The 19,325-nt window shown below is 65.8% G+C and carries 18 protein-coding genes and 1 tRNA gene; 15 read left to right on the top strand and 4 right to left on the bottom strand.

Translation table 11 applies throughout. The annotated features are described in order from the left end of the window. Positions 1-7 precede the first annotated feature (7 nt). From lspA to ispH, 3 genes are all read left to right on the top strand, one after another. Positions 8-511: a signal peptidase II gene (gene lspA / locus BLT78_RS13365; protein ID WP_090349433.1), complete on the top strand. Its 504-nt coding sequence runs from the start codon at positions 8-10 to the stop codon at positions 509-511. Continuing rightward, the gene (locus tag BLT78_RS13360) at positions 504-941 is read left to right on the top strand and encodes an FKBP-type peptidyl-prolyl cis-trans isomerase (protein ID WP_090349432.1); all 438 of its coding nucleotides are present in this window, start codon (positions 504-506) and stop codon (positions 939-941) included. Before lspA ends, BLT78_RS13360 begins: the two co-directional genes overlap by 8 nt. 98 nt (positions 942-1,039) lie before the next feature. Next, a complete protein-coding gene (ispH, locus tag BLT78_RS13355) occupies positions 1,040-1,987 on the top strand; it encodes a 4-hydroxy-3-methylbut-2-enyl diphosphate reductase (RefSeq protein WP_090349431.1) in 948 nt (315 codons plus the stop codon). Positions 1,988-2,002: 15 nt separating this feature from the next. Here ispH and BLT78_RS13350 read toward each other — a convergent pair whose 3' ends face one another. Continuing rightward, positions 2,003-2,518: a GspH/FimT family pseudopilin gene (locus BLT78_RS13350; RefSeq protein WP_172830793.1), complete on the bottom strand. Its 516-nt coding sequence runs from the start codon at positions 2,516-2,518 to the stop codon at positions 2,003-2,005. Positions 2,519-2,871: 353 nt separating this feature from the next. On the opposite strand from BLT78_RS13350, the gene BLT78_RS13345 reads away from it, so the two are divergent. From BLT78_RS13345 to BLT78_RS13310, 8 genes are all read left to right on the top strand, one after another. Beyond that, entirely contained in the window at positions 2,872-3,264 is a 393-nt protein-coding gene (locus BLT78_RS13345) for a type IV pilin protein (RefSeq protein WP_269458056.1), read from the top strand. Between the two features lie 2 nt (positions 3,265-3,266). After that, positions 3,267-3,848: a type IV pilus modification protein PilV gene (pilV, locus tag BLT78_RS13340; RefSeq protein WP_231975629.1), complete on the top strand. Its 582-nt coding sequence runs from the start codon at positions 3,267-3,269 to the stop codon at positions 3,846-3,848. Further along, entirely contained in the window at positions 3,845-5,341 is a 1,497-nt protein-coding gene (locus BLT78_RS21585) for a PilW family protein (protein WP_197673118.1), read from the top strand. The genes pilV and BLT78_RS21585 overlap by 4 nt, the downstream gene beginning before the upstream one ends. Then, positions 5,338-5,835: a pilus assembly PilX family protein gene (locus tag BLT78_RS13330; protein WP_090349428.1), complete on the top strand. Its 498-nt coding sequence runs from the start codon at positions 5,338-5,340 to the stop codon at positions 5,833-5,835. The genes BLT78_RS21585 and BLT78_RS13330 overlap by 4 nt, the downstream gene beginning before the upstream one ends. A gap of 54 nt (positions 5,836-5,889) precedes the next feature. Further along, on the top strand, positions 5,890-9,153 hold the full coding sequence (locus BLT78_RS13325) for a pilus assembly protein (RefSeq protein WP_231975627.1): 3,264 nt from the start codon (positions 5,890-5,892) through the stop codon (positions 9,151-9,153). A 2-nt stretch (positions 9,154-9,155) separates the two neighbouring features. Beyond that, entirely contained in the window at positions 9,156-9,704 is a 549-nt protein-coding gene (locus BLT78_RS13320) for a GspH/FimT family pseudopilin (protein WP_090349427.1), read from the top strand. A gap of 93 nt (positions 9,705-9,797) precedes the next feature. Next, positions 9,798-10,901, top strand: coding sequence for a glycine oxidase ThiO (gene thiO, locus BLT78_RS13315; RefSeq protein WP_090349426.1), 1,104 nt, complete (start codon positions 9,798-9,800; stop codon positions 10,899-10,901). A 22-nt stretch (positions 10,902-10,923) separates the two neighbouring features. Next, positions 10,924-10,999 (top strand) — tRNA-Thr (locus tag BLT78_RS13310). A gap of 63 nt (positions 11,000-11,062) precedes the next feature. Here the strand turns inward: BLT78_RS13310 and nadC are convergent. Beyond that, the gene (gene nadC / locus BLT78_RS13305) at positions 11,063-11,911 is read right to left on the bottom strand and encodes a carboxylating nicotinate-nucleotide diphosphorylase (protein WP_090349425.1); all 849 of its coding nucleotides are present in this window, start codon (positions 11,909-11,911) and stop codon (positions 11,063-11,065) included. Between the two features lie 162 nt (positions 11,912-12,073). Between nadC and ampD the strand changes: the two genes are divergently transcribed. Both ampD and ampE read left to right on the top strand, forming a co-directional pair. Then, positions 12,074-12,634 (top strand): 1,6-anhydro-N-acetylmuramyl-L-alanine amidase AmpD, encoded by a 561-nt coding sequence (gene ampD / locus BLT78_RS13300; RefSeq protein WP_090349424.1) that lies wholly within the window; start codon positions 12,074-12,076, stop codon positions 12,632-12,634. Next, positions 12,631-13,458, top strand: a complete 828-nt coding sequence (gene ampE / locus BLT78_RS13295; protein ID WP_090349423.1) for a regulatory signaling modulator protein AmpE — start codon at positions 12,631-12,633, stop codon at positions 13,456-13,458. The genes ampD and ampE overlap by 4 nt, the downstream gene beginning before the upstream one ends. An 84-nt stretch (positions 13,459-13,542) precedes the next feature. Here the strand turns inward: ampE and BLT78_RS13290 are convergent, their stop codons facing one another. Further along, the gene (locus BLT78_RS13290; protein ID WP_090352308.1) at positions 13,543-14,322 is read right to left on the bottom strand and encodes a TatD family hydrolase; all 780 of its coding nucleotides are present in this window, start codon (positions 14,320-14,322) and stop codon (positions 13,543-13,545) included. A 40-nt stretch (positions 14,323-14,362) separates the two neighbouring features. Next, the gene (gene cra, locus BLT78_RS13285; protein WP_090352306.1) at positions 14,363-15,355 is read right to left on the bottom strand and encodes a catabolite repressor/activator; all 993 of its coding nucleotides are present in this window, start codon (positions 15,353-15,355) and stop codon (positions 14,363-14,365) included. Positions 15,356-15,493: 138 nt separating this feature from the next. On the opposite strand from cra, the gene ptsP reads away from it, so the two are divergent. Both ptsP and pfkB read left to right on the top strand, forming a co-directional pair. Next, complete coding sequence (gene ptsP / locus BLT78_RS13280; RefSeq protein ID WP_090349422.1) at positions 15,494-18,370, top strand: phosphoenolpyruvate--protein phosphotransferase; 2,877 nt, start codon at positions 15,494-15,496, stop codon at positions 18,368-18,370. Continuing rightward, positions 18,370-19,320: a 1-phosphofructokinase gene (gene pfkB / locus BLT78_RS13275; protein WP_090349421.1), complete on the top strand. Its 951-nt coding sequence runs from the start codon at positions 18,370-18,372 to the stop codon at positions 19,318-19,320. The genes ptsP and pfkB overlap by 1 nt, the downstream gene beginning before the upstream one ends. Positions 19,321-19,325: the final 5 nt, after the last annotated feature.

Below are 19,325 nucleotides of genomic sequence, written 5' to 3'. Positions count from 1 at the left end.
GTGGCGCATGAGCACCCGCACCTCCGCTCTGCCCTGGCTGTGGCTGAGCGGGATCGTCTTCGTCCTCGATCAGCTCAGCAAGCTGCACTTCGACAACAGCCTGCAGATGTACCAGCAGGTCGTGGTCGTGCCCGGCTACTTCAGCTGGACCCTGGCCTACAATACCGGCGCCGCCTTCAGCTTCCTCGCCGATCACGGCGGCTGGCAGCGCTGGCTGTTCGCAACCATCGCCCTCGGCGTCAGCGCCGTGCTGGTGGTCTGGCTCAGGCGCCTGCCGCGCCGCGGCCAGGGCTGGCTGGCGCTGGGGCTGGCGCTGGTGCTGGGGGGCGCGCTGGGCAATCTGTTCGACCGCGTGGCTTATGGCCACGTGATCGACTTCATCCTGGTCCACTGGCAGAACCGCTGGTATTTCCCGGCCTTCAACGTCGCCGACTGCGCCATCAGCGTCGGCGCCGTGTTGCTGGCCTTGGACATGTTCAAATCCGAGAAAAGCGGAGACCGCAATGACTGAACAGCGCATCGGCCCCGATCGCCAGGTAACCCTGCACTTCGCCATCAAGCTCGAGTCGGGCGACGTGGTCGACAGCACCTTCGACAAGAATCCGGCGACCTTCACCGTCGGCGACGGCAACCTGCTGCCCGGTTTCGAGCAGGCGCTCTACGGCCTCAAGGCCGGCGACAAGCGCTCGCTGGCCATCGAGCCGGAGCACGGCTTCGGCCAGCCCAACCCGCAGAACGTGCAGGTCATGCCGCGCGGCAGCTTCGAGGGCATGGAGCTCTCCGAAGGCCTGCTGATCATCTTCAACGACGCCGCCAACGCCGAACTGCCCGGCGTGGTCAAGGACTTCGACGACGCCCAGGTGACCATCGACTTCAACCACCCGCTGGCCGGCAAGCGCCTGACCTTCGACGTGGAAATCGTCGACGTGCAGCCGGCCTGAGCCTGTTGTAGGGCGGGTTAGGCCGCAGGCCGTAACCCGCCAACCAGGCCATAGGCCTGGCGTGCGCTCCCCTGAATCCCCGCGTGCCGAGACTCCCCATGCAAATCACCCTCGCCAATCCCCGCGGCTTCTGCGCCGGTGTCGACCGCGCCATCGAGATCGTCAACCGTGCCCTCGACGTGTTCGGCCCGCCGATCTACGTGCGCCATGAAGTGGTGCACAACAAGTTCGTGGTCGAGGGGCTGCGCGCGCGCGGTGCGATCTTCGTCGAGGAGCTCGACCAGGTGCCGGATGACGTGATCGTCATCTTCAGCGCCCACGGTGTCTCCCAGACGGTGCGCGACGAGGCGGCGCGCCGCGGCCTGCGCGTGTTCGACGCCACCTGTCCGCTGGTCACCAAGGTGCACCTGGAGGTCGCCCGCTACAGCCGTGACGGCGAGGAATGCATCCTCATCGGCCACGCCGGCCACCCCGAGGTGGAAGGCACCATGGGCCAGTACGACAGCCGCAGCGGCGGCGCCATCTACCTGGTCGAGGACGAGGGCGACGTCGCCCGCCTGGAAGTACGCAACCCCGCGGCGCTCGCCTACGTCACCCAGACCACCCTGTCGATGGACGACACCGCCAAGGTGATCGACGCGCTGCGTGCCAGGTTCCCCGCCATCCAGGGGCCGCGCAAGAGCGACATCTGCTACGCCACCCAGAACCGCCAGGATGCGGTCAAGCAGCTTGCTCATGACTGCGACCTGCTGCTGGTGGTCGGCAGTCCCAACAGCTCCAACTCCAACCGCCTGCGCGAGCTGGCCGAGCGCATGGGCACCCCCGCCTACCTGATCGACGGCGCCGAGGACCTGCAGCGTGCATGGTTCGACGGCAAGCAGCGGATCGGCATCACCGCCGGCGCGTCCGCACCCGAGGTGCTGGTCCAGGGCGTCATCGCGCGTCTGCGCGAGTGGGGCGCCGGCGAGGTGGTCGAGCTCGACGGGCGTCCGGAGAACGTGACCTTCTCGATGCCCAAGGAGCTGCGGGTGGTGCAGGAGGATTGAGCCAACCGGCCGGAGTCAGCAGGTGCCTGCGGCTTCCTTGAGCGTGCGCAGTCGTCCGGTCGCGCTGAGGACCAGCTTGCGCATCGCCTGTTGCCCGTCGCGGTGACACAGGGTGATGGTGCCTGCCTGGAAGGCGCCGCTCTGCAGCTTGGCCTCGCCCGAAGGTGTGTAGCGCACGTAACGACTGACCGGTGTGTTGCCGCTGATGCGCACGCCATCGGCGATGCCGTCGCTGACCCGCAGTTGCTGCTCGCCACTGTCTTGTATTCCGTCGCCGTCCTGGTCGACGAACATCCGCCAGCCGTTCGCCCAGTTTCCCGCGATGTTGGTGATGATCACCGCTCGCTGCCGGGTGATCGCTTCCTGGCGTGCGAGGATGAATGCGCTGGCGAGATCGATACTGGCGCGGCGAATCTGCTGCGCATGCATAAACTGGCTCAGGCTCGGGGCTGCCAGGCCGCTGAGTATGGCCAGCAGCGCCAGCGCTACCAGTGCTTCGATCAGGGTGAAGCCGCGATTGTTGTCAGACATGGCATCCGTGCACTCTGTCTCGTGAGGTTTTCCGTGCCCTGCGGGAAGCGAGTCAAGGCTACCCAAACTCCGGCCCTTGTGCCCATGCATGCCGTGCAAGCATTGCTGAAATTTGCACTGCTTCACAGCGACTTGCCGACCATTACGGGAAATGCGCCAGTTGTCGACTTCGTGCTCACCTTTGGTCGGCGGGGATGCAATCATTCGCAGCACAATACTTGAAAGAGCGTCTGCCCCAAGTCAATCGCAGGGGGGCAAGCAGGGATAATCCCGGCGGCCCTTCAAGAGGCCGTCCCGTTTTTTGGGGGGGCAGGATGCAAAAGAATCGGACGAAACACGTGGAAGGTGGCGCAGTGGAACTGAAAAGACAGCGTGGATTCACTCTCATCGAGCTGCTGATCACAGTGGCAATCGTTGCCATCCTGGCGGCCATTGCCTACCCGAGTTACCAGCAATATGTCATCCGAGGCAACCGTGCCGCTGCTCAAGCGCAGATGATGGATATTGCCAATCGTCAGCAGCAGTACCTGCTGGCCAATCGCAGCTATGCGAGTAAGGCCCAGCTCGAAGCTTCGGGCTTTGCGCTGCCCAGCGACGTCAGCAGCCGCTATAGCTACGACATCACCTTGGGGGCAGGCGCCATGCCCACTTATACCATCACCTTTACCGCGACAGGCACTCAGGTCGCTGATGGCGATCTGACGCTTGGCAGCGACGGGGTCAAAACACCGGCAGGGAAATGGTGAATATGGCTCGACAACTCAATTTGCGGCGGCAGGGTGGCGTGACGCTGATCGAGGTGTTGGTGACCATCCTGATCCTTTCCATCGGTCTTCTCGGTGTGGCCGGACTGCAGTCACGCCTGCAGATGTCGGAAATGGAGGCTTACCAGCGTTCTCAGGCACTGCTCTTGCTCGACGACATGGCTAGCCGTATCGCTACGAACCGCAACCGGGCGGCGGACTATGTAACGAGTACGGGCGCGTTGGGCACTGGGATGACCTGCTCCACGGTGTCGACTAGCAGTACGCGCCAGCAGATTGATCATGCGGAATGGTGCATGGCTTTGCAGGGAGCCGCGGAGAGCGTTGGCAGCGGTTCAACTGCCAGCAAGCTGGGAGCCATGATCGGCGGGCGTGGCTGTGTGGAGTCTCTCGGCAGTGGCGAATACCTGATAACGGTTGCCTGGCAGGGAATGGGGCCTATTTCGGCGCCGCCGGCCAGTGTCAGTTGCGGGGCTAATCAATACGACGGGGTGAACGGTTCTGCATGTAGCAATGACTTGTGCCGCCGTGTCGTGACCACCATTGTCCGGATTGCCGATCTATGAAAATGAAGTCTGTCGGGAGTTTCTCTTCCGCGCGTAGCCAGGCTGGCCTCAATCTTGTCGAACTGATGGTCGCCTCGGCAATTGGCCTCCTCATCATGATGGCTATCCTGACGCTTTACCTGAATGTGAGTCGCACCAATGATGAAATGGCGAGAACCAACGCCCTGATTGAGAATGGCCGTTTCGCCGTCCAGATCCTGCAGAAAGATCTGACTCATGCCGGCTTCTGGGATGGTTTTGTTCCTGAATTTGACGATCTTACTTCCGGTGCAGGAAGTTTTTCGCTGGATATGTCGGCTCTCGGTATCACCGCTGAGACGGGCGCCTATCCGGCGATTCCTGAACGCCCGACAGGCGTGCCGGACCCATGTCGACCCTATGCAGAATGGGGGCGGACTGCTTCAAGCCCTGACAGCGCAACCAAGCTGATACATCGCAATAACCTGCTGGGGATTCCCGTGCAGGCCTACGACACTGCGCCGGCGACTTGCGATATCGATAATCAGCAGGCGAACACCGACCTTTTGGTCGTTCGATATGCTGATACCTGTGTAGCCTCGACGGCGAGCGGATCTGCTTGTCCAGATGTCGACGGTGAGCTGTATTTTCAGAACTCGTGGTGCACGCAGGATAACTTCGGTGTGGCGCAGGATGCAGATGCCACAGGTATAACCCTTGCAGCCTTGGCGGCAAGTGATTCCAATTATTACAACGGCATGCGGGTCTATGTCGTGAATGGTTCGGGAGTCGGTCAGGCGCGGGAGATTCTGGATTACGAGGGGGCTACCCGCAAGGCCATAGTGAGTCCCTGGGCAACTGTCCCGGCGGTGGGGGCGACCTACTACATTCCGAGTTACATCCTCGATACGAGTGGTTTTAATCTGAAATCGGGGTCGACGTGTATTGATGCGGCCCCTAAACGTCGCTTCATATCGAATATCTATTATATCCGCGATTATGCAGTTAATCCGGGGGATGGTGTCCCGACTTTAATGCGCTCCTCTTTTGGGGTGCCTAGCGGTGGCGGTGATCCCGAGCAGCTGTCGGCACAGGCCCTCGTCGAGGGCGTAGAAGGTTTTCGGGTTGAGCTTGGTATCGATGAGGTGAGCAAGGCCGGCACCAGCGAGGATGTGGATTACACCGAGAGAGTGGCTTGGACTGATTCGGACAACAAGACCACGGCGACCAACCGGGGGGACGGTTCGCCCGACAGGTTCATCAGGTGCCCGACGGCAAATCGCGCGGCAGATACGACGGCGCCTTCGACCGAGCCGGCGGCAAGCGTTTGTACTGCCGATGACCTAGAGGATGTTGTGGCCGTGAAGTTGTATGTGCTGGTGCGTAGTCGCGAGCGGACGAATGGGTACGTGGATACGAAAACCTATACATTGGGTACGACCACGCTGGGGCCGTTCAATGATGGTTTTAAGCGCCATGTATTCTCCAGTACAGTTCGCCTGAACAATGTTTCCGGACGCAGGGAGACGCCATGAGTCGGATAGCCCTTCCTCGAGCCCAGCGTGGTGCGACTCTGGTAGTCGGCCTCATCATGCTGCTGCTGTTCACCCTGATGGTCAGCAGTGCCTTCACCATGAGTGGCACCAATCTCAAGGCCGTCGCCAACATGCAAAGTCGCGACGAGGCGATTGCCGCGGCCAATATGGCGATTGAGATTCTGGCTAGTGGCAATTTTTCCGGCTCTCCGGCAGAGAGTACGACGAATATCGATCTGAATAATGACGGTGTCACGGATTATACCGTGCAGATCGCTACCCCAGTTTGCGTGAATGCCACCATGGCAGATGCGACTGCACCCAGCAGTGCCCAGTTGGTCGTGGTGACCAGTTACACTTGGAATACGGTCTGGGATATCCGTGCCACCGTAAGTGATCCGGTGACAGGTGCCTCGGTACTGGTACGTTCGGGGATCCGTGTGCTGCTCTCCGAAGCCAAGAAGAACAACAGCAATTGTCCGACGCCAGCCTGATCAGGCGAGTTTTGCCCTTTGCGGCGCTCACAAGGATTGCCAAGGAATCAAATGATGAAAATTCGATTCGGGAAAGCCCTGCTGGCAGTAGCATTGCTGTCGGCCATCAGTTCCACTGCTCTTGCCGAGGACATTGATCTATTCGTTGGTGCGGAGTCTCAGTCGAGTAGCGATTATCCCAATGTGATCATTCTGCTGGATAACTCGACCAACTGGTCTCGACAGTCACAGCGTTGGCCGGATGGGGCTGCGCAGGGTGAGTCGGAGTTGCGAGCTATCAAGCGGGTGGTTCAGAGTCTGGACGCCGATGAGGACGGTAATGCCAAGGTCAATATCGGTCTGATGATGCTCAATGATGCTAAAAGCTCCGCGGTCCCCGATGGCGGCTATGTGCGCTCGCGGGTCATGGAAATGACCGCGGCCAATCGTGCAGCATTCATTGCCAAGATCGATAATATTCTCACTAATTTCAATGATCCGGAAAATACGGTTGCCTCTTCGGTGGGTTATGACCGCGCTATGTTCGAGGTGTTCAAGTACTTCGGTGGTTATACCAGCGTAGCCCAAGCCTACAGTGATATCCCGGGTTCTCCTCAGGGTTCGACCCACTTCGGCCCCTATCGCTACTCAGGTGATGCAGAATACTCCCTGCGTGATCCGTTGGCCTTCGCCGATGCCGCGCAGACCCGATACAACCCGGCATCTCCCGGCACCGAGGTCTGCAAGGCCAAGAACTATGTGATCCTGATTGGCAATGGGTGGCCAGGTCCGCGGGAGGATGCAGCTGCGGCGTTGCTACGCAATGTCGGCGAGGATCCGACCAAGCAGATCTATGCGACCTCTTCCTCGGATGTCCGTTATGCTGACGAGATAGCACGCTTCATGTATCAGACCGACGTCAGTCCGGCCAAGGGGTTCCAGAATGTCATCACCTATGCCATCGACGTCTACAATGCCCAGCCCAGCGCTGAGCACACTCGTCTGCTACGCAGCATGTCGGAGGAAAATGGCGGCGGCAAATACTTTGTCGCCAACAACGAGAATGCCATTGCCTTAGCTCTCGGTACAGCGCTCTCCGAAATCAAGTCGGTCAGCAGCGTGTTCGCCTCTGTCAGCCTGCCGGTGAGTGTTAACACCCAGGGTACCTACCTCAACCAGGTGTTCGTCGGCATGTTCCGTCCCGACGAGAAGGCTCTGCCACGCTGGGCGGGCAACCTCAAGCAGTACAAGATGGGCATGGCGGGCGATGAGCTGGTGCTGCAGGACGCTGACGGCGTATCGGCAATCAACACGAAGACGGGATTCGTTGCCGAATGCGTGCGCAGCTTCTGGACCCCGAAGGCGGTCGAGAATTACTGGAGCAGCGCAACGTTGCCCTACTGGAGCAAGGTACGTGGGGCCAAAGCCGGCGGCTGCATCTCAGTAGGCTCACCTTGGGCGGATTATCCGGATGGCAACATGGTTGAGAAGGGCGCCCAAGCCTACAAGCTCCGTACTACGGGGCCGCTGGTCCTGGCTAGCGCGCCTGATCGGGTGGTCAAGACCTGTGCTCCGGGTAATTGTACGACACTGACTAACTTCGCGACCGGCAATACTGCGATCACCTCTACCGATTTGGGGTTGACCAGTACCTCCAGTACTGAGCGTGATGCCCTGATCAATTGGGCGCGTGGCGCCGACGCCGGTGCGGCCAGCGAGTTCATCGATACCACTGGCACAATCTCCAGCACAGTGCGGCCCTCGGTACACGGCGACGTGGTGCACTCGCGTCCGGTGGCGATCAACTTTGGCAGTAGCGATACCAACAAGGAAGTGGTGGTGTTCTACGGCGGTAACGACGGCTTGCTGCGTGCGGTCAATGGTAACCGGGATGGCGATGGCAGCATCGGTACCTCGGGGCGCGGGCCGGGCCAGGAGTTGTGGTCGTTCATGCCGCCGGAGTTCTACCCTCATATCAAGCGTATTCGAGACAACACCATAGGTATCGACTTCCCCAATTACCCCCGTGTGGAAGGAACTCCTCAACCCGAGCCAAAACGCTATGGCTTCGATGGTCCTGTGACCGCCTACAAGCGAGGTAGTGATGGTTGGATCTTTGCCGCTATGCGTCGCGGTGGACGTGCTCTGTACGCCTTGGACGTCAGCAATCCGGCGTCACCCCGCCTCCAATGGCGAATCGGCTGCCCGGCGGATCTCTCCCTCACCACTGGATGCAGCGACAATCTCAGTGACCTGGGGCAGACTTGGTCGTCGGCCAAGCCCTTTTTCGCCGCGGGTTATGAAGCTGGCAGCAAGCCGCTGTTGATCATGGGGGGGGGCTATGACAACTGCGAGGATTACGACGATGGCACTCGCAACAACAACTGCGACTCGTCTGCCAAAGGCAACCATATCTATATTCTGGAAGCCGAGTCGGGCAAGGTTCTCCGCAGCTTCGAGACCGCACGGGGCGTAGTTGGTGATGTGACCCTGCTGAATGGCGCTGACGGCATGGCTGACTATGCCTACGCTGCGGATCTGGGTGGCAATATCTATCGTCTCACCATCGGCGAGCTAAGCAAAGACAGCTGGAGCATGATGCCGATTGCTTCCCTTGGTTGCGACACATTGAGTAGTTGCAATGCCAACCGCAAGTTCATGTTCGCTCCGGATGTGGTGGTGGACGGCAATACCCATTATGTGCTGGTCGGTTCCGGTGACCGCGAAAAGCCTCTGGAGAATAATGATGATGGGGTGGCCAGTGCCGCCACCAAGGTGGCCAACCACTTCTATATGGTGCGTGATATTCCGACAGATTCGACTTGGCTGACCAGTGAGCGCAGCACTTGCTCCATTCCTAGTGGCGCCCCTTCGGTTGTCTGCCTGAGTTCGCTGTACCGGATTGGTGTCACTGACGATTCGCCCACCGAGACTGTGGTCAACAACCAGAAGGGCTGGTATCTGGAGCTGCAGGACGATGAGCAGGTGGTAACTTCGGCGATCACTGTCTACGGGGTAGTGACCTTCAGCACCCACATTCCCCAACATTATGTCGCTGGCCAGTGTCCGACCTTGGGGACTTCCCATGTCTTCAACGTCAGCTATACCAATGCCGAGAGTATGAATGGCACCGGGAATCGCTATGAGGAGATTGCTGGTGGGGGGCTGCCGCCGTCGCCGGTGGCGGGGATGGTGACGCTCGACGATGGAACCACGGTGCCCTTCGTGATTGGCGCCAATCCGGAGTCCCCCCTCCAGGGCGGTGAGGCGCCGGCGCCGAATGTTGCCGCCCAGCCGAAGGCGCGGGTGTACTGGAATATCGAGGATGGGCAGAACTAATCATGACTGCGCAAACGGGGCAAGTGCCCGAGTCGTGTGGTGGCGCGGCGAGCACGGTGAGATGGCGGCAATGCGGTTTCACTTTGATCGAGCTGATGGTAACCCTTGCTGTCGTGGCAGTGCTGGCGAGCATCGCCATGCCGTCCTTCAACGAGTTTTCGCTGAGCAGTCGGCTGCGTTCCTATGCGAACAGCTTGGCGGCCAGCGCTCAGCTGGCGCGCAGCGAGGCGATAAAACGCAGCAGAAGTGTGACGCTTTGCGCGTCCAGTAATGGCACTAGCTGTGGCGGCACCTGGGAGCAGGGCTGGATTGTCTTGTCCGAGGGCACCGTTCTCCATCGCCAGGAAGCGTTGGCTGCGGGTTACCAGATCACAGCAGCCGACCTGACGAGCATTGCCTTCACCCCTTCGGGCGTGGGGGCGACACAGGCCACTCTGCGAATCTGCCGCTTCAGTCCCAGCGCCGGCAGTCAGGAGCGTGTTGTCTCTATTTCCGCGACTGGTCGCACGGCGGTCAGCAAAACAACGGATGGAACCTGCCCGACAGGTTGATCCTGACGCAGTCAGGATAGTTATAGAGGCGTAAAATCAAGCCCGTACTCTTTTTGTGAAGCGTACGGGCTTATTTTTTGCAAAGGCACCCCCATGCACAACATCCTCATCATCGGCGCCGGAGCCATCGGCCTGCAGTCGACGCGCCTGCTGGCCCAGGCCGGCTGTTCTGTCACCTTGCTCGATCAATCCGCGGTCGGTAGCGAGGCATCCTGGGCAGGTGGCGGCATCGTCTCGCCGCTGTATCCCTGGCGCTACAGCGAGGCGGTGACGGCGCTGGCGCACTGGTCGCAGGATTTCTATCCGCGCCTGGCCGAAAGGCTGATCGAGGAGGGCGGCGTCGATCCCGAGGTGCACGTCACCGGGCTGTACTGGCTGGATCTGGAGGACGAGGCCGAAGCGCTGGCCTGGGCTGAGCGCGAGGATCGGCCGTTGCGGTCGGTGCCGATGGCCGAGGTCGAGGTGGCGGTGCCGCCGCTGGGTCACGGCTATCGGCATGCGATTCATATGGCCGGTGTCGCCAACGTGCGCAATCCGCGCCTGCTCAGGTCGCTCAGGGCGGCGCTGGAATGTTTGCCGAATGTCGAGATCCGCGAGCGGTGCGCAGTCGAGGGGTTCCTGCGCGAGAGCGGTCGGGTGGTCGGTGTACAGACTGCCCAGGGCGAGCTGCGTGCCGATGCGGTGGTGGTGGCGGCGGGTGCCTGGAGTGGCGAACTGTTGAAGACCCTTGGTCTCGAGCTGCCGGTGGAGCCGGTCAAGGGACAGATGATCCTGTTCAAGTGTGCCGAGGACTTCCTGCCGGCGATGGTGATGGCGGGCGGTCGCTATGCGATTCCGCGTCGCGACGGCCACATTCTGGTCGGCAGTACCCTGGAGTATGAGGGCTTCGACAAGACGCCGACCGGCGAGGCGTTGGACAGCCTCCGCGCCTCGGCCATCGAGCTGCTGCCGGCGCTCGCCGAGGCTGAGGTGGTCAAGCACTGGGCTGGCCTGCGTCCGGGCTCGCCGGACGGCATCCCCTTCATCGGCCCGGTTCCCGAGCATGACGGCCTGTGGCTGAACTGCGGGCATTTCCGCAACGGCCTGGTACTGGCGCCGGCGTCCTGCCAGTTGCTCACCGACCTGCTGCTGGGGCAGGCGCCCATCGTCGACCCAACGCCTTACGCGCCTGCCTTGCGTCTACGCCGGGCTCAATGATAGCCTTCGCGCCACGTTTTCAGCCGGTGTAGCTCAGTTGGTAGAGCGGCGCATTCGTAATGCGAAGGTCGCAGGTTCGACTCCTGTCTCCGGCACCAGAAACAACAAGGCCCGCAACTTGCGGGCCTTTTTCGTTCCTGTGGGGTTGGCGGATGCCAGTCTCACAGGCTCAGCCGCATCGACAGGTCGATGGCCTTGACGTCCTTGGTCAGGGTGCCGATGGAGATGTAGTCCACCCCGGTCTCCGCGTAGCTGCGCAGGTTGTCGCGGTTGATGCCGCCGGAGGCTTCCAGCTTGGCGCGGCCGGCGGTGAGGGCGACGGCGGTGCGCATGTCGTCGTGGTCGAGTTCGTCGAGCATGATGATGTCGGCACCGGCGTCCAGCGCCTCGCGCAGTTCGTCGAGGTTCTCGACTTCCACTTCCACCGGGCGGCCCGGGGCGATCCGGTGGGCGGCGGCGACGGCCTGGGCGATGCCGCCGCAGGCGGCGATGTGGTTTTCCTTGATCAGGAAGGCGTCGTACAGGCCGATGCGATGGTTGTGGCAGCCGCCGCAGGTGACCGCGAACTTCTGCGCCAGACGCAGGCCTGGCAGGGTCTTGCGGGTGTCGAGCAGCTTGACTGCGGTGCCCTCGACCAGATCGGCGTACTCGCGGCAGCGGGTGGCCACTCCGGAGAGCAGCTGCAGGAAGTTCAGCGCGCTGCGCTCGCCGCTGAGCAGGGCGCGCGCCGGACCTTCCAGGCTGAACAGGGTCTGATCCTGCATGGCGCGTTCGCCGTCGGCCACGTTCCACACCACCTGCACGCGCGGATCGAGCTGGCGGAATACCTCGTCTACCCAGGCGGTGCCGCAGATGGTGGCGGCCTCGCGGGTGATCACCCGGGCGCGTGCCACGCGCTCGACGGGGATCAACTGGGCGGTGATGTCGCCGCTGCCGATATCCTCGGCGAGCGCGGCGCGCACGTTGGCGGTGATTTCGGCGCCGAGATCGGCAAGACGGAGGTTGGGCATGACGGGCTCCCTGTACGTTTTCGGCGGATTATAGGCTGGAATGCCGTGGCCTCGGTGAGGCGGCGCGCAAGTCGCCGCCTTGGCCGCACCGGCCCGCTGTTCTAGAGTGACAGGCAGGATGCCGCCGCCCGGAGCGGGCGGCGCTGGTTTTCAGGAGTTCCGATGCATATCGATGCAACCACGGGCTGGTGCGACAGCGCACGCCGCTGCCCGTCGCCCAATTGCAATGCCCGACCGGCCGGCGAGGTGTCGCTGCTGGTCATCCACAACATCAGCCTGCCACCCGGGCAGTTCGGCACCGGCGAGGTGGCGAACCTGTTCCTCAACCGCCTGGATCCGCAGGGCCATGCGTATTTCGCCGGCATCGCCCACCTGCAGGTGTCGGCGCACTTCCTGATCGAGCGCGACGGCCGTCTGACCCAGTTCGTTTCCTGCAACGAACGCGCCTGGCACGCCGGGGTGTCGTGCTTCGCCGGGCGCGAGCAGTGCAACGACTTCTCCCTCGGCATCGAGCTGGAGGGCACCGATGAATTGCCCTACAGCGACGCCCAGTACGCCGCCCTGGGCGAGCTGACCCGCGAGCTGATGCGCGTGTATCCGGCCATCACCGCCGAACGCATCTGCGGGCACAGCGACATCGCGCCCGAGCGCAAGACCGATCCCGGTCCGGCCTTCGACTGGACGCGCTACCGGGCCTCCCTGCTCGTCGAGGTGTCGGCATGAATTTCCTGGTCCTGGTGCTGATCCTCCTCCTCGAGAAGCTCTGCCGCTGGCGCATGCACCTGCAGCGCGACGAGCTGCTGCGCCGGGTATTGGCCCGCCTGGAGAGCGCCCCGCGATTGCAGGGGCAGGCGGCGCTGCAGTTGCTGCTGGTGCTCGGCGTGCCGCTGCTGCTGGTCGGTCTGCTGCTGTGGAGCCTGGCGCCGCTGGCCTACGGCTGGCTGCTGCTGCCGCTGCATGTGGCCCTGCTGCTGTGGAGCCTGGGCCGTGGCGATCCGCAGCACAGTCTGGCGCCGTTCCGCGCGCGCTGGCAGCGCGGCGACACCCAGGCGGCCTACCTGGAGGCTGAGCGCGATCTCGGCCTGCAGGCCGAGGACGCCCCCGGATTGCTCCGCCAGGTACAGGGTTTCCTGCTCTGGCAGGCCTACGAGGGTTTCTTCGCGGTTATCTTCTGGTACGCGCTGGGTGGGCCGCTGCCGGCGCTGGCCTATCGTCTGCTGGCGCTGCTCGGCGAGCATGCCGAAGGCGAGGAGCTGCGTGGCTACGCCGTGCGCCTGCGCCATATGCTGGACTGGCTGCCGGCACGTCTGCTGGCGCTCAGCCTGGCGCTGGCCGGCAACTTCGTCAGCGCCAATCGCGTGCTGTGGCCGCGCCTGCTCGACTTCCCGGCCAGCGCCGCGCAGCTGGTGGCCGACGCCGGTCGCGCAGCGAGCGACACCCCGGGCGAGGGCGGTGGGCTGGAGACCCTTGATGAGCTGTGGAGCCTGCTGCAGCGCGCCGGGCTGATCTGGTACAGCGCGCTGGCGCTGGGAATTCTGCTGCTGTAGGGGCGTCGCCTACGCCGCGACAATGGTGGTCCCATCCCCCGGGCTCCTGGCGCCGGGGGCTCCGGCGATCCGCTTGGGCAGCGCTCAGTCCCAGCCGAACAGCGCGCAGGCGTTGCGCGTGCTGGCCTCGGCCAGCTCCGTCGCCGTCACCCCGCGCAGCTCGGCCAGCGCGGCGCAGATCTCCGCCAGGTACTCCGGGCTGTTGCGCTGGCCGGGGTGCATGCTCGGCGCCATGTCCGGCGCATCGGTTTCCAGCACCATGGCCTCCAGCGGCAGCTGCGCCACCACCTTGCGCAGGCGGTTGGCCTGCGGCCAGCTGGCGGCGCCGCCGAGGCCAAGCCGGAAGCCGAGCTTGAGGTATTCCCTGGCCTCCTCGGCGCTGCCGGCGAAGGCGTGCACGATGCCGCCACGCGTGGGGCGGTAGCGCTTCAGGGTGGCGATGGTCGCGGCGTGGGCACGGCGCACGTGCAGCAGCGCCGGCACTTCGAACTCGCAGGCCAGCGCCAGCTGCGCCTCGAACAGCGCCTGCTGGCGTTCCCGGTCGAGGCCCTCGACGTACCAGTCGAGGCCGAACTCGCCGAGGGCACACAGCTTCGGCTCGCCGGCCAGACGCTCCAGCCAGCCACGCAGCTCGGCGAGATGCTCGGCGCGGTGCTCCTGCAGATAGATCGGGTGCAGGCCGAACGCCGCGTACAGGCCATCCTCGCCCCGCACGAGATCCCACAGGCGCTGCCAGTTGGCCTGGTAGACACCGAGCACCACCAGCTTCTCCACGCCCAGCGCGCGGCTGCGCGCCAGCACGGCGGCGCGGTCGGCGTCGAAGTCGGGGAAGTCGAGGTGGGTGTGGGTATCGATCAGGCGCATGCGCACAGCATCGGCGATTTGTCGCCCGGTCGCCAGCGGCTCATGGCTGGCGGCGCCTGAGGGTGCGCTCGATGGCCTCCACGCCGGGCTGGTAGCGGCCCTGCTCGATCGCCTGCAGCGCCCAGGCGACGGCACTCTCGGCGATCCGCTCGTGCTGCTGGGAGATGGCGTTGATGCGCTGCGGCAGGTAGTCGAGCAATTGGTTGTCGCCGAAGGTCGCCAGGCGCGGGGTGCGCTCGGCGGCCTCGGGGCGTTCGCGCAGGGCGTCGAACACCCCCTCGAGCAGCACGTAGGCGGTGCACACCAGCGCATCCGGCAGGCCGGCGGCGCCGTTGAGCAGGGCGCGCATCTGCCGCTGGCCGCCGGCGCGGCTGAACTCCTCGGCGTGGCCGATACTGACGGTGCCTGTGAAACCGTCCAGCGCCTTGCGGAAACCCTGTTCGCGGGCCTGGCTGATCGGCAGCTCGGCTCGCGCGCCGATCAGTGCGATGTGCCGCGGCGGCGGGGTCAGCAGGGTGCGGGTGAGCTGGATGGCCGCCTCGCGGTCGTCGCTGACCACCGAGCGGATGCGCGCCGGATCGAGGGCGCGGTCCACTGCGATCACCGGCAGGCCGCCCTCGACCAGGCGCGGGTAGGTGGGGTCGTCGGCCGGCAGGCAACTGGCGACGATCAGCGCGTCACAGCGCCGCGAGCGGAACAGCTCGAGCAGCTGGCGTTCGCTGGTCGGATCGTCGTCGGAGCTGGCCACCAGCAGCTGGTAGCCGGCGGCGCGGGCGCGCTGCTCGATCAGCTTGGCCAGGCGCGCGTAGCTGGGGTTCTCGAGGTCGGGGAGGATGAAGCCCAGGCAGCGGCTCTGCCCGCGGCGCAGGCCGGCGGCCTGCTGGTCCGGGCGGTAGCCGTAGCGCTCGACCACAGCCTGCACGCGTTCCACCGTGGCCGGGCTGATGCGCCGGGCGGCGGCCTGGCCGTTGATCACGTAGCTGGCCGTGGTGACTGAGACCTCGGCGAGGCGGGCGATGTCGGAAAGCTTCACGCGGCGGATCCTGTCGGCGGTCGGATGGCTGGGGTTCAAGGATCGCTCATTTTCGGGTAACGTGCTATCACTTGATGAAACGATTCAGCAGATAGGGCGACTGCCTTGCCAACAACACCAAGAGCTGAGGAGACCTCCATGCTGGAATTGACTGCCGCGCAGATTCGGATGGGCCAGCGCGTCCCGGACAAGGCCGCCGCGCTGGCCCTGCTGGCCGACTGGCTGGCCGCCGACGGACTGGTCGAGCCGGGCTACCTCGCCGGCATGCAGGCCCGCGAAGGGCAGGGCTCGACCTACCTCGGCCAGGGCATCGCCATTCCCCATGGCACCCCGGAAACCCGCGACCAGGTGCATCGTACCGGCGTGCGACTGATTCAGTTCCCCGAAGGCGTCGACTGGGGCGGCGGCCAGCGCGCCTACCTGGCCATCGCCATCGCCGCGCGTTCCGACGAGCACCTGCACCTGCTGCAGCTGCTGACCCGCGCCCTCGGCGAGGGCGACCTCAGCCAGGCGCTGCGCGCGGCGGCCAGCGCCGCGGCCATCGTCGAACTGCTGCAGGGCGCACCGAAGGAGCTGGCGCTGGACAGCCAGCTGATCGGCCTGGGCGTCGCCGCCGAGGATCTCGACGACCTGCTCTGGCAGGGCGCACGCTTGCTGAAGAAGGCCGGCTGCGTCGCCGCCGGCTTCACCGCCGGGCTGGCCCGCGGCGAGCCGCTGCCGCTCGGCGAGGGCCTGTGGTGGCTGCACAGCGAGCAGGCGGTGCGCCAGCCCGGCCTGGCCTTCGTCACCCCCGCGCAGCCGCTGCAGCACCATGGCCAGCCGCTCAGCGGCCTGTTCTGCCTGGCCAGCCTGGGCGAGGCGCCCGGCCAGTTGCTCGAGCGCCTGTGTGACCTGCTGATCGAGGGGCGCGGCGCTACCTTCAGCCAGGCGACCAGCAGCCGCAGCGTGCTCGAGGCGCTCGGCGCCGAGCTGCCGGAGGACTGGCCGAGCCGGCGCGTCACCCTGGCCAACGCCCACGGACTGCATGCCCGCCCGGCCAAGGAGCTGGTGGAGATCGCCCAAGCGTTCCACGGCGAGATCCGCATCCGCCTGGCCGGCGAGACCGGCCGCGGCGTGTCGGTGAAGAGCCTGAGCAAGCTGCTGGCGCTCGGCGCGCGGCGCGGCCAGGTGCTGGAATTCAGCGCCGAGCCGGCGATCGCCGCCGACGCCCTGCCGGCGCTGGAGGCGGCGGTGCTGGCCGGCCTCGGCGAGGCCATCGAGCCGCTGTCGAGCGCCGGCGCGCCGCCAGCCGCGGAAGCCGTCGCCAGCAGCCCGCAGGTCAGCCGCCCGCAGGCGCCACCGGCCGGCGCGCGCCTGCAGGCGGTCGCCGCCGCGCCGGGCATCGTCATCGGCCCGGCGCTGGTGCGCACGCCGCTGGCGCTGGACTATCCACAGCGCGGCCACGGCCTGCTGGCCGAGCGCCAGCGCCTGGACAGCGCGTTGGCACAGGTCGCGGCGGACATCCAGCGGCTGGTCGAGGCCAGCGAGGACGCCAGCATCCGCGACATCTTCGTCACCCATCTGGCCATGCTGCGCGACCCGGCGCTGCGCGAGGACGTCGAGGCGCGTCTGCTCGACGGCTTCAGCGCCGAGGCGGCCTGGCACGCCGAGACCGAGGCGGCGGCGCAGCAGCAGGAGGCGCTGCACGATGCGCTGCTCGCCGAGCGCGCCGCCGACCTGCGCGACATCGGCCGGCGGGTGCTCGCCCACCTGTGTGGCGTCGAGGCGCCGAGCGCGCCCGACGAGCCCTACATCCTGGTGATGGACGAGGTGGCGCCCTCCGACGTGGCCGGCCTCGACCGCCGCCGTGTCGCCGGCATCCTCACCGCGCGCGGCGGCGCCACCGCGCACAGCGCGATCATCGCCCGCGCGCTGGGCATTCCGGCCATCGTCGGCGCCGGCGAAGAGGTGCTGGCGCTGGCCCAGCGCACGCCGCTGCTGCTCGATGGCGACCGTGGCGTGCTGCGCGTCGCCCCCGATGCGCAGACCCTCGAACAGGCGCAGCGCGAGCGAGAGGTCGCCCGCCAGCGCCAGGAACGCGCGCATGCCGAACGCCATGCGCCGGCGGCGACCCGCGACGGCCATGCCGTGGAGGTGGCGGCCAACATCGGCGCCAGTGCTGAAAGCAGCGCGGCGGTCGAGTTGGGCGCCGAGGGCGTCGGTCTGCTGCGCACCGAGCTGGTGTTCATGGCCCATCCCGAGGCGCCGGACCAGGCGACCCAGGAGCACGAGTACCGCCGCGTGCTCGACGGCCTCGACGGGCGGCCGCTGGTGGTGCGCACCCTCGACGTCGGCGGCGACAAGCCGCTGCCCTACTGGCCGCTGCCGGAGGAGGAGAATCCCTTCCTCGGCGTGCGCGGCATCCGCCTCAGCCTGCAGCGCCCGGAGATCCTCGAGACCCAGCTGCGCGCCCTGCTGGGCGCCGCCGCCGGCCGGCCGCTGCGCATCATGTTCCCCATGGTCGGCAGCGTCGAGGAGTGGCGCCACGCCCGCGACCTGACCCTGCGCCTGCGTGCGGAGATTCCGGTCGCCGACCTGCAACTCGGCATCATGGTCGAGGTGCCCTCGGCGGCGCTGCTGGCGCCGGTGCTGGCCCGCGAGGTGGACTTCTTCAGCGTCGGCACCAACGACCTGACCCAGTACGCGCTGGCCATCGACCGCGGCCACCCCAGCCTGTCGGCGCAGGCCGACGGCCTGCACCCGGCGGTGCTGCGCCTGATCGGCATGACCGTCGAGGCGGCTCACGCCCACGGCAAGTGGGTCGGCGTGTGCGGCGAACTGGCCAGCGACATGCTCGCCGTGCCGGTGCTGGTCGGCCTCGGCGTCGACGAGCTGAGCGTCTCAGCGCGCGCCATCCCGCTGGTCAAGGCGCGCGTGCGCGAGCTGGACTACGCCTGCAGCCGCGCCCTGGCGCAGCGCGCGCTCGCCGCGGAAAGCGCCGGTGCGGTGCGCGCGCTGGTCGAGGAGGGCCTCTGATGGCGCGCATCCTGACCCTGACCCTCAATCCGGCGCTGGACCTGACCCTGCGCCTCGACGCCCTGCGCCCCGGCGCGGTCAACCGCTGCCTGGCGCAGAGCAGCCACGCCGCCGGCAAGGGTCTCAACGTCGCCCAGGTGCTCGCCGACCTCGGCCACCGCCTGACCGTCGCCGGCTTCCTCGGCGAGGACAACGCGGCGCCGTTCGAGGCGCTGTTCGCCCGCCGCGGCTTCGTCGACGCCTTCGTCCGCGTGCCCGGCGAGACGCGCAGCAACGTCAAGCTGGCCGAGGCCGGCGGGCGCGTCACCGACCTCAACGGCCCGGGCCCGCAGGTCGCGGCCGCCCATCTGGACGCGCTGTGGACGACGCTGGAACGGCTCGCTCCCGGCCACGACGCCGTGGTGGTGGCCGGCAGCCTGCCGCGCGGGGTGAGTCCCGAGTGGTTCGCCGCGCTGCTCGGCCGACTCAGGGCGCTCGGCCTGCCGCTGGCGCTGGACAGCAGCGGCGCTCCCCTGCGCGCCGGTCTGGACGCCGCGCCCTGGCTGGTCAAGCCCAACGAGGAGGAGCTGGCCGAGCTGTGCGGCCTCGACCGGCCCGCGCTGCCGGAGCTGCTGCAGGCGGCCGCTGCGCTGCGTGCGCGCGGCATCCAGCATGTGCTGCTGTCGCGCGGCGCCGCGGGCGTCTGCTGGCTGGGCCCGGGCATCGCCCTTGGCGCGCAACCGCCGCAGGTCGAGGTGGTCAGTACGGTGGGCGCCGGCGACTCGCTGCTCGCCGGTCTGCTGCACGGCCTGCTCGAGGGCTGGCCGGCCGAGCGCAGCCTGCGCCTGGCCACCGCCGTCGCCGCCCAGGCGGTCACCCAGCTCGGCTTCGGCATCCACGACCGCGAGCAGCTGGCGCGCCTCGAAGGCGAAGTGCGCATCCAGCCCCTCGACCAGAACAAGAACGACTAGAGGTT

Origin of the sequence: Pseudomonas oryzae, from assembly GCF_900104805.1 — a bacterium.
In the GTDB taxonomy this organism is placed as follows: domain Bacteria; phylum Pseudomonadota; class Gammaproteobacteria; order Pseudomonadales; family Pseudomonadaceae; genus Geopseudomonas; species Geopseudomonas oryzae.
This window is presented reverse-complemented; position numbering and strand designations above follow the sequence as displayed.

Bases quoted from the DNA above. Each gene is read 5' to 3' on its own strand.
- lspA (WP_090349433.1), top strand. From the start codon at position 8: ATGAGCACCCGCACCTCCGCTCTGCCCTGGCTGTGGCTGAGCGGGATC.
- BLT78_RS13360 (WP_090349432.1), top strand. From the start codon at position 504: ATGACTGAACAGCGCATCGGCCCCGATCGCCAGGTAACCCTGCACTTC.
- ispH (WP_090349431.1), top strand. From the start codon at position 1,040: ATGCAAATCACCCTCGCCAATCCCCGCGGCTTCTGCGCCGGTGTCGAC.
- BLT78_RS13350 (WP_172830793.1), bottom strand. From the start codon at position 2,518: ATGTCTGACAACAATCGCGGCTTCACCCTGATCGAAGCACTGGTAGCG.
- pilV (WP_231975629.1), top strand. From the start codon at position 3,267: ATGGCTCGACAACTCAATTTGCGGCGGCAGGGTGGCGTGACGCTGATC.
- BLT78_RS21585 (WP_197673118.1), top strand. From the start codon at position 3,845: ATGAAAATGAAGTCTGTCGGGAGTTTCTCTTCCGCGCGTAGCCAGGCT.
- BLT78_RS13330 (WP_090349428.1), top strand. From the start codon at position 5,338: ATGAGTCGGATAGCCCTTCCTCGAGCCCAGCGTGGTGCGACTCTGGTA.
- BLT78_RS13325 (WP_231975627.1), top strand. From the start codon at position 5,890: ATGAAAATTCGATTCGGGAAAGCCCTGCTGGCAGTAGCATTGCTGTCG.
- BLT78_RS13320 (WP_090349427.1), top strand. From the start codon at position 9,156: ATGACTGCGCAAACGGGGCAAGTGCCCGAGTCGTGTGGTGGCGCGGCG.
- thiO (WP_090349426.1), top strand. From the start codon at position 9,798: ATGCACAACATCCTCATCATCGGCGCCGGAGCCATCGGCCTGCAGTCG.
- nadC (WP_090349425.1), bottom strand. From the start codon at position 11,911: ATGCCCAACCTCCGTCTTGCCGATCTCGGCGCCGAAATCACCGCCAAC.
- ampD (WP_090349424.1), top strand. From the start codon at position 12,074: ATGCATATCGATGCAACCACGGGCTGGTGCGACAGCGCACGCCGCTGC.
- ampE (WP_090349423.1), top strand. From the start codon at position 12,631: ATGAATTTCCTGGTCCTGGTGCTGATCCTCCTCCTCGAGAAGCTCTGC.
- BLT78_RS13290 (WP_090352308.1), bottom strand. From the start codon at position 14,322: ATGCGCCTGATCGATACCCACACCCACCTCGACTTCCCCGACTTCGAC.
- ptsP (WP_090349422.1), top strand. From the start codon at position 15,494: ATGCTGGAATTGACTGCCGCGCAGATTCGGATGGGCCAGCGCGTCCCG.
- pfkB (WP_090349421.1), top strand. From the start codon at position 18,370: ATGGCGCGCATCCTGACCCTGACCCTCAATCCGGCGCTGGACCTGACC.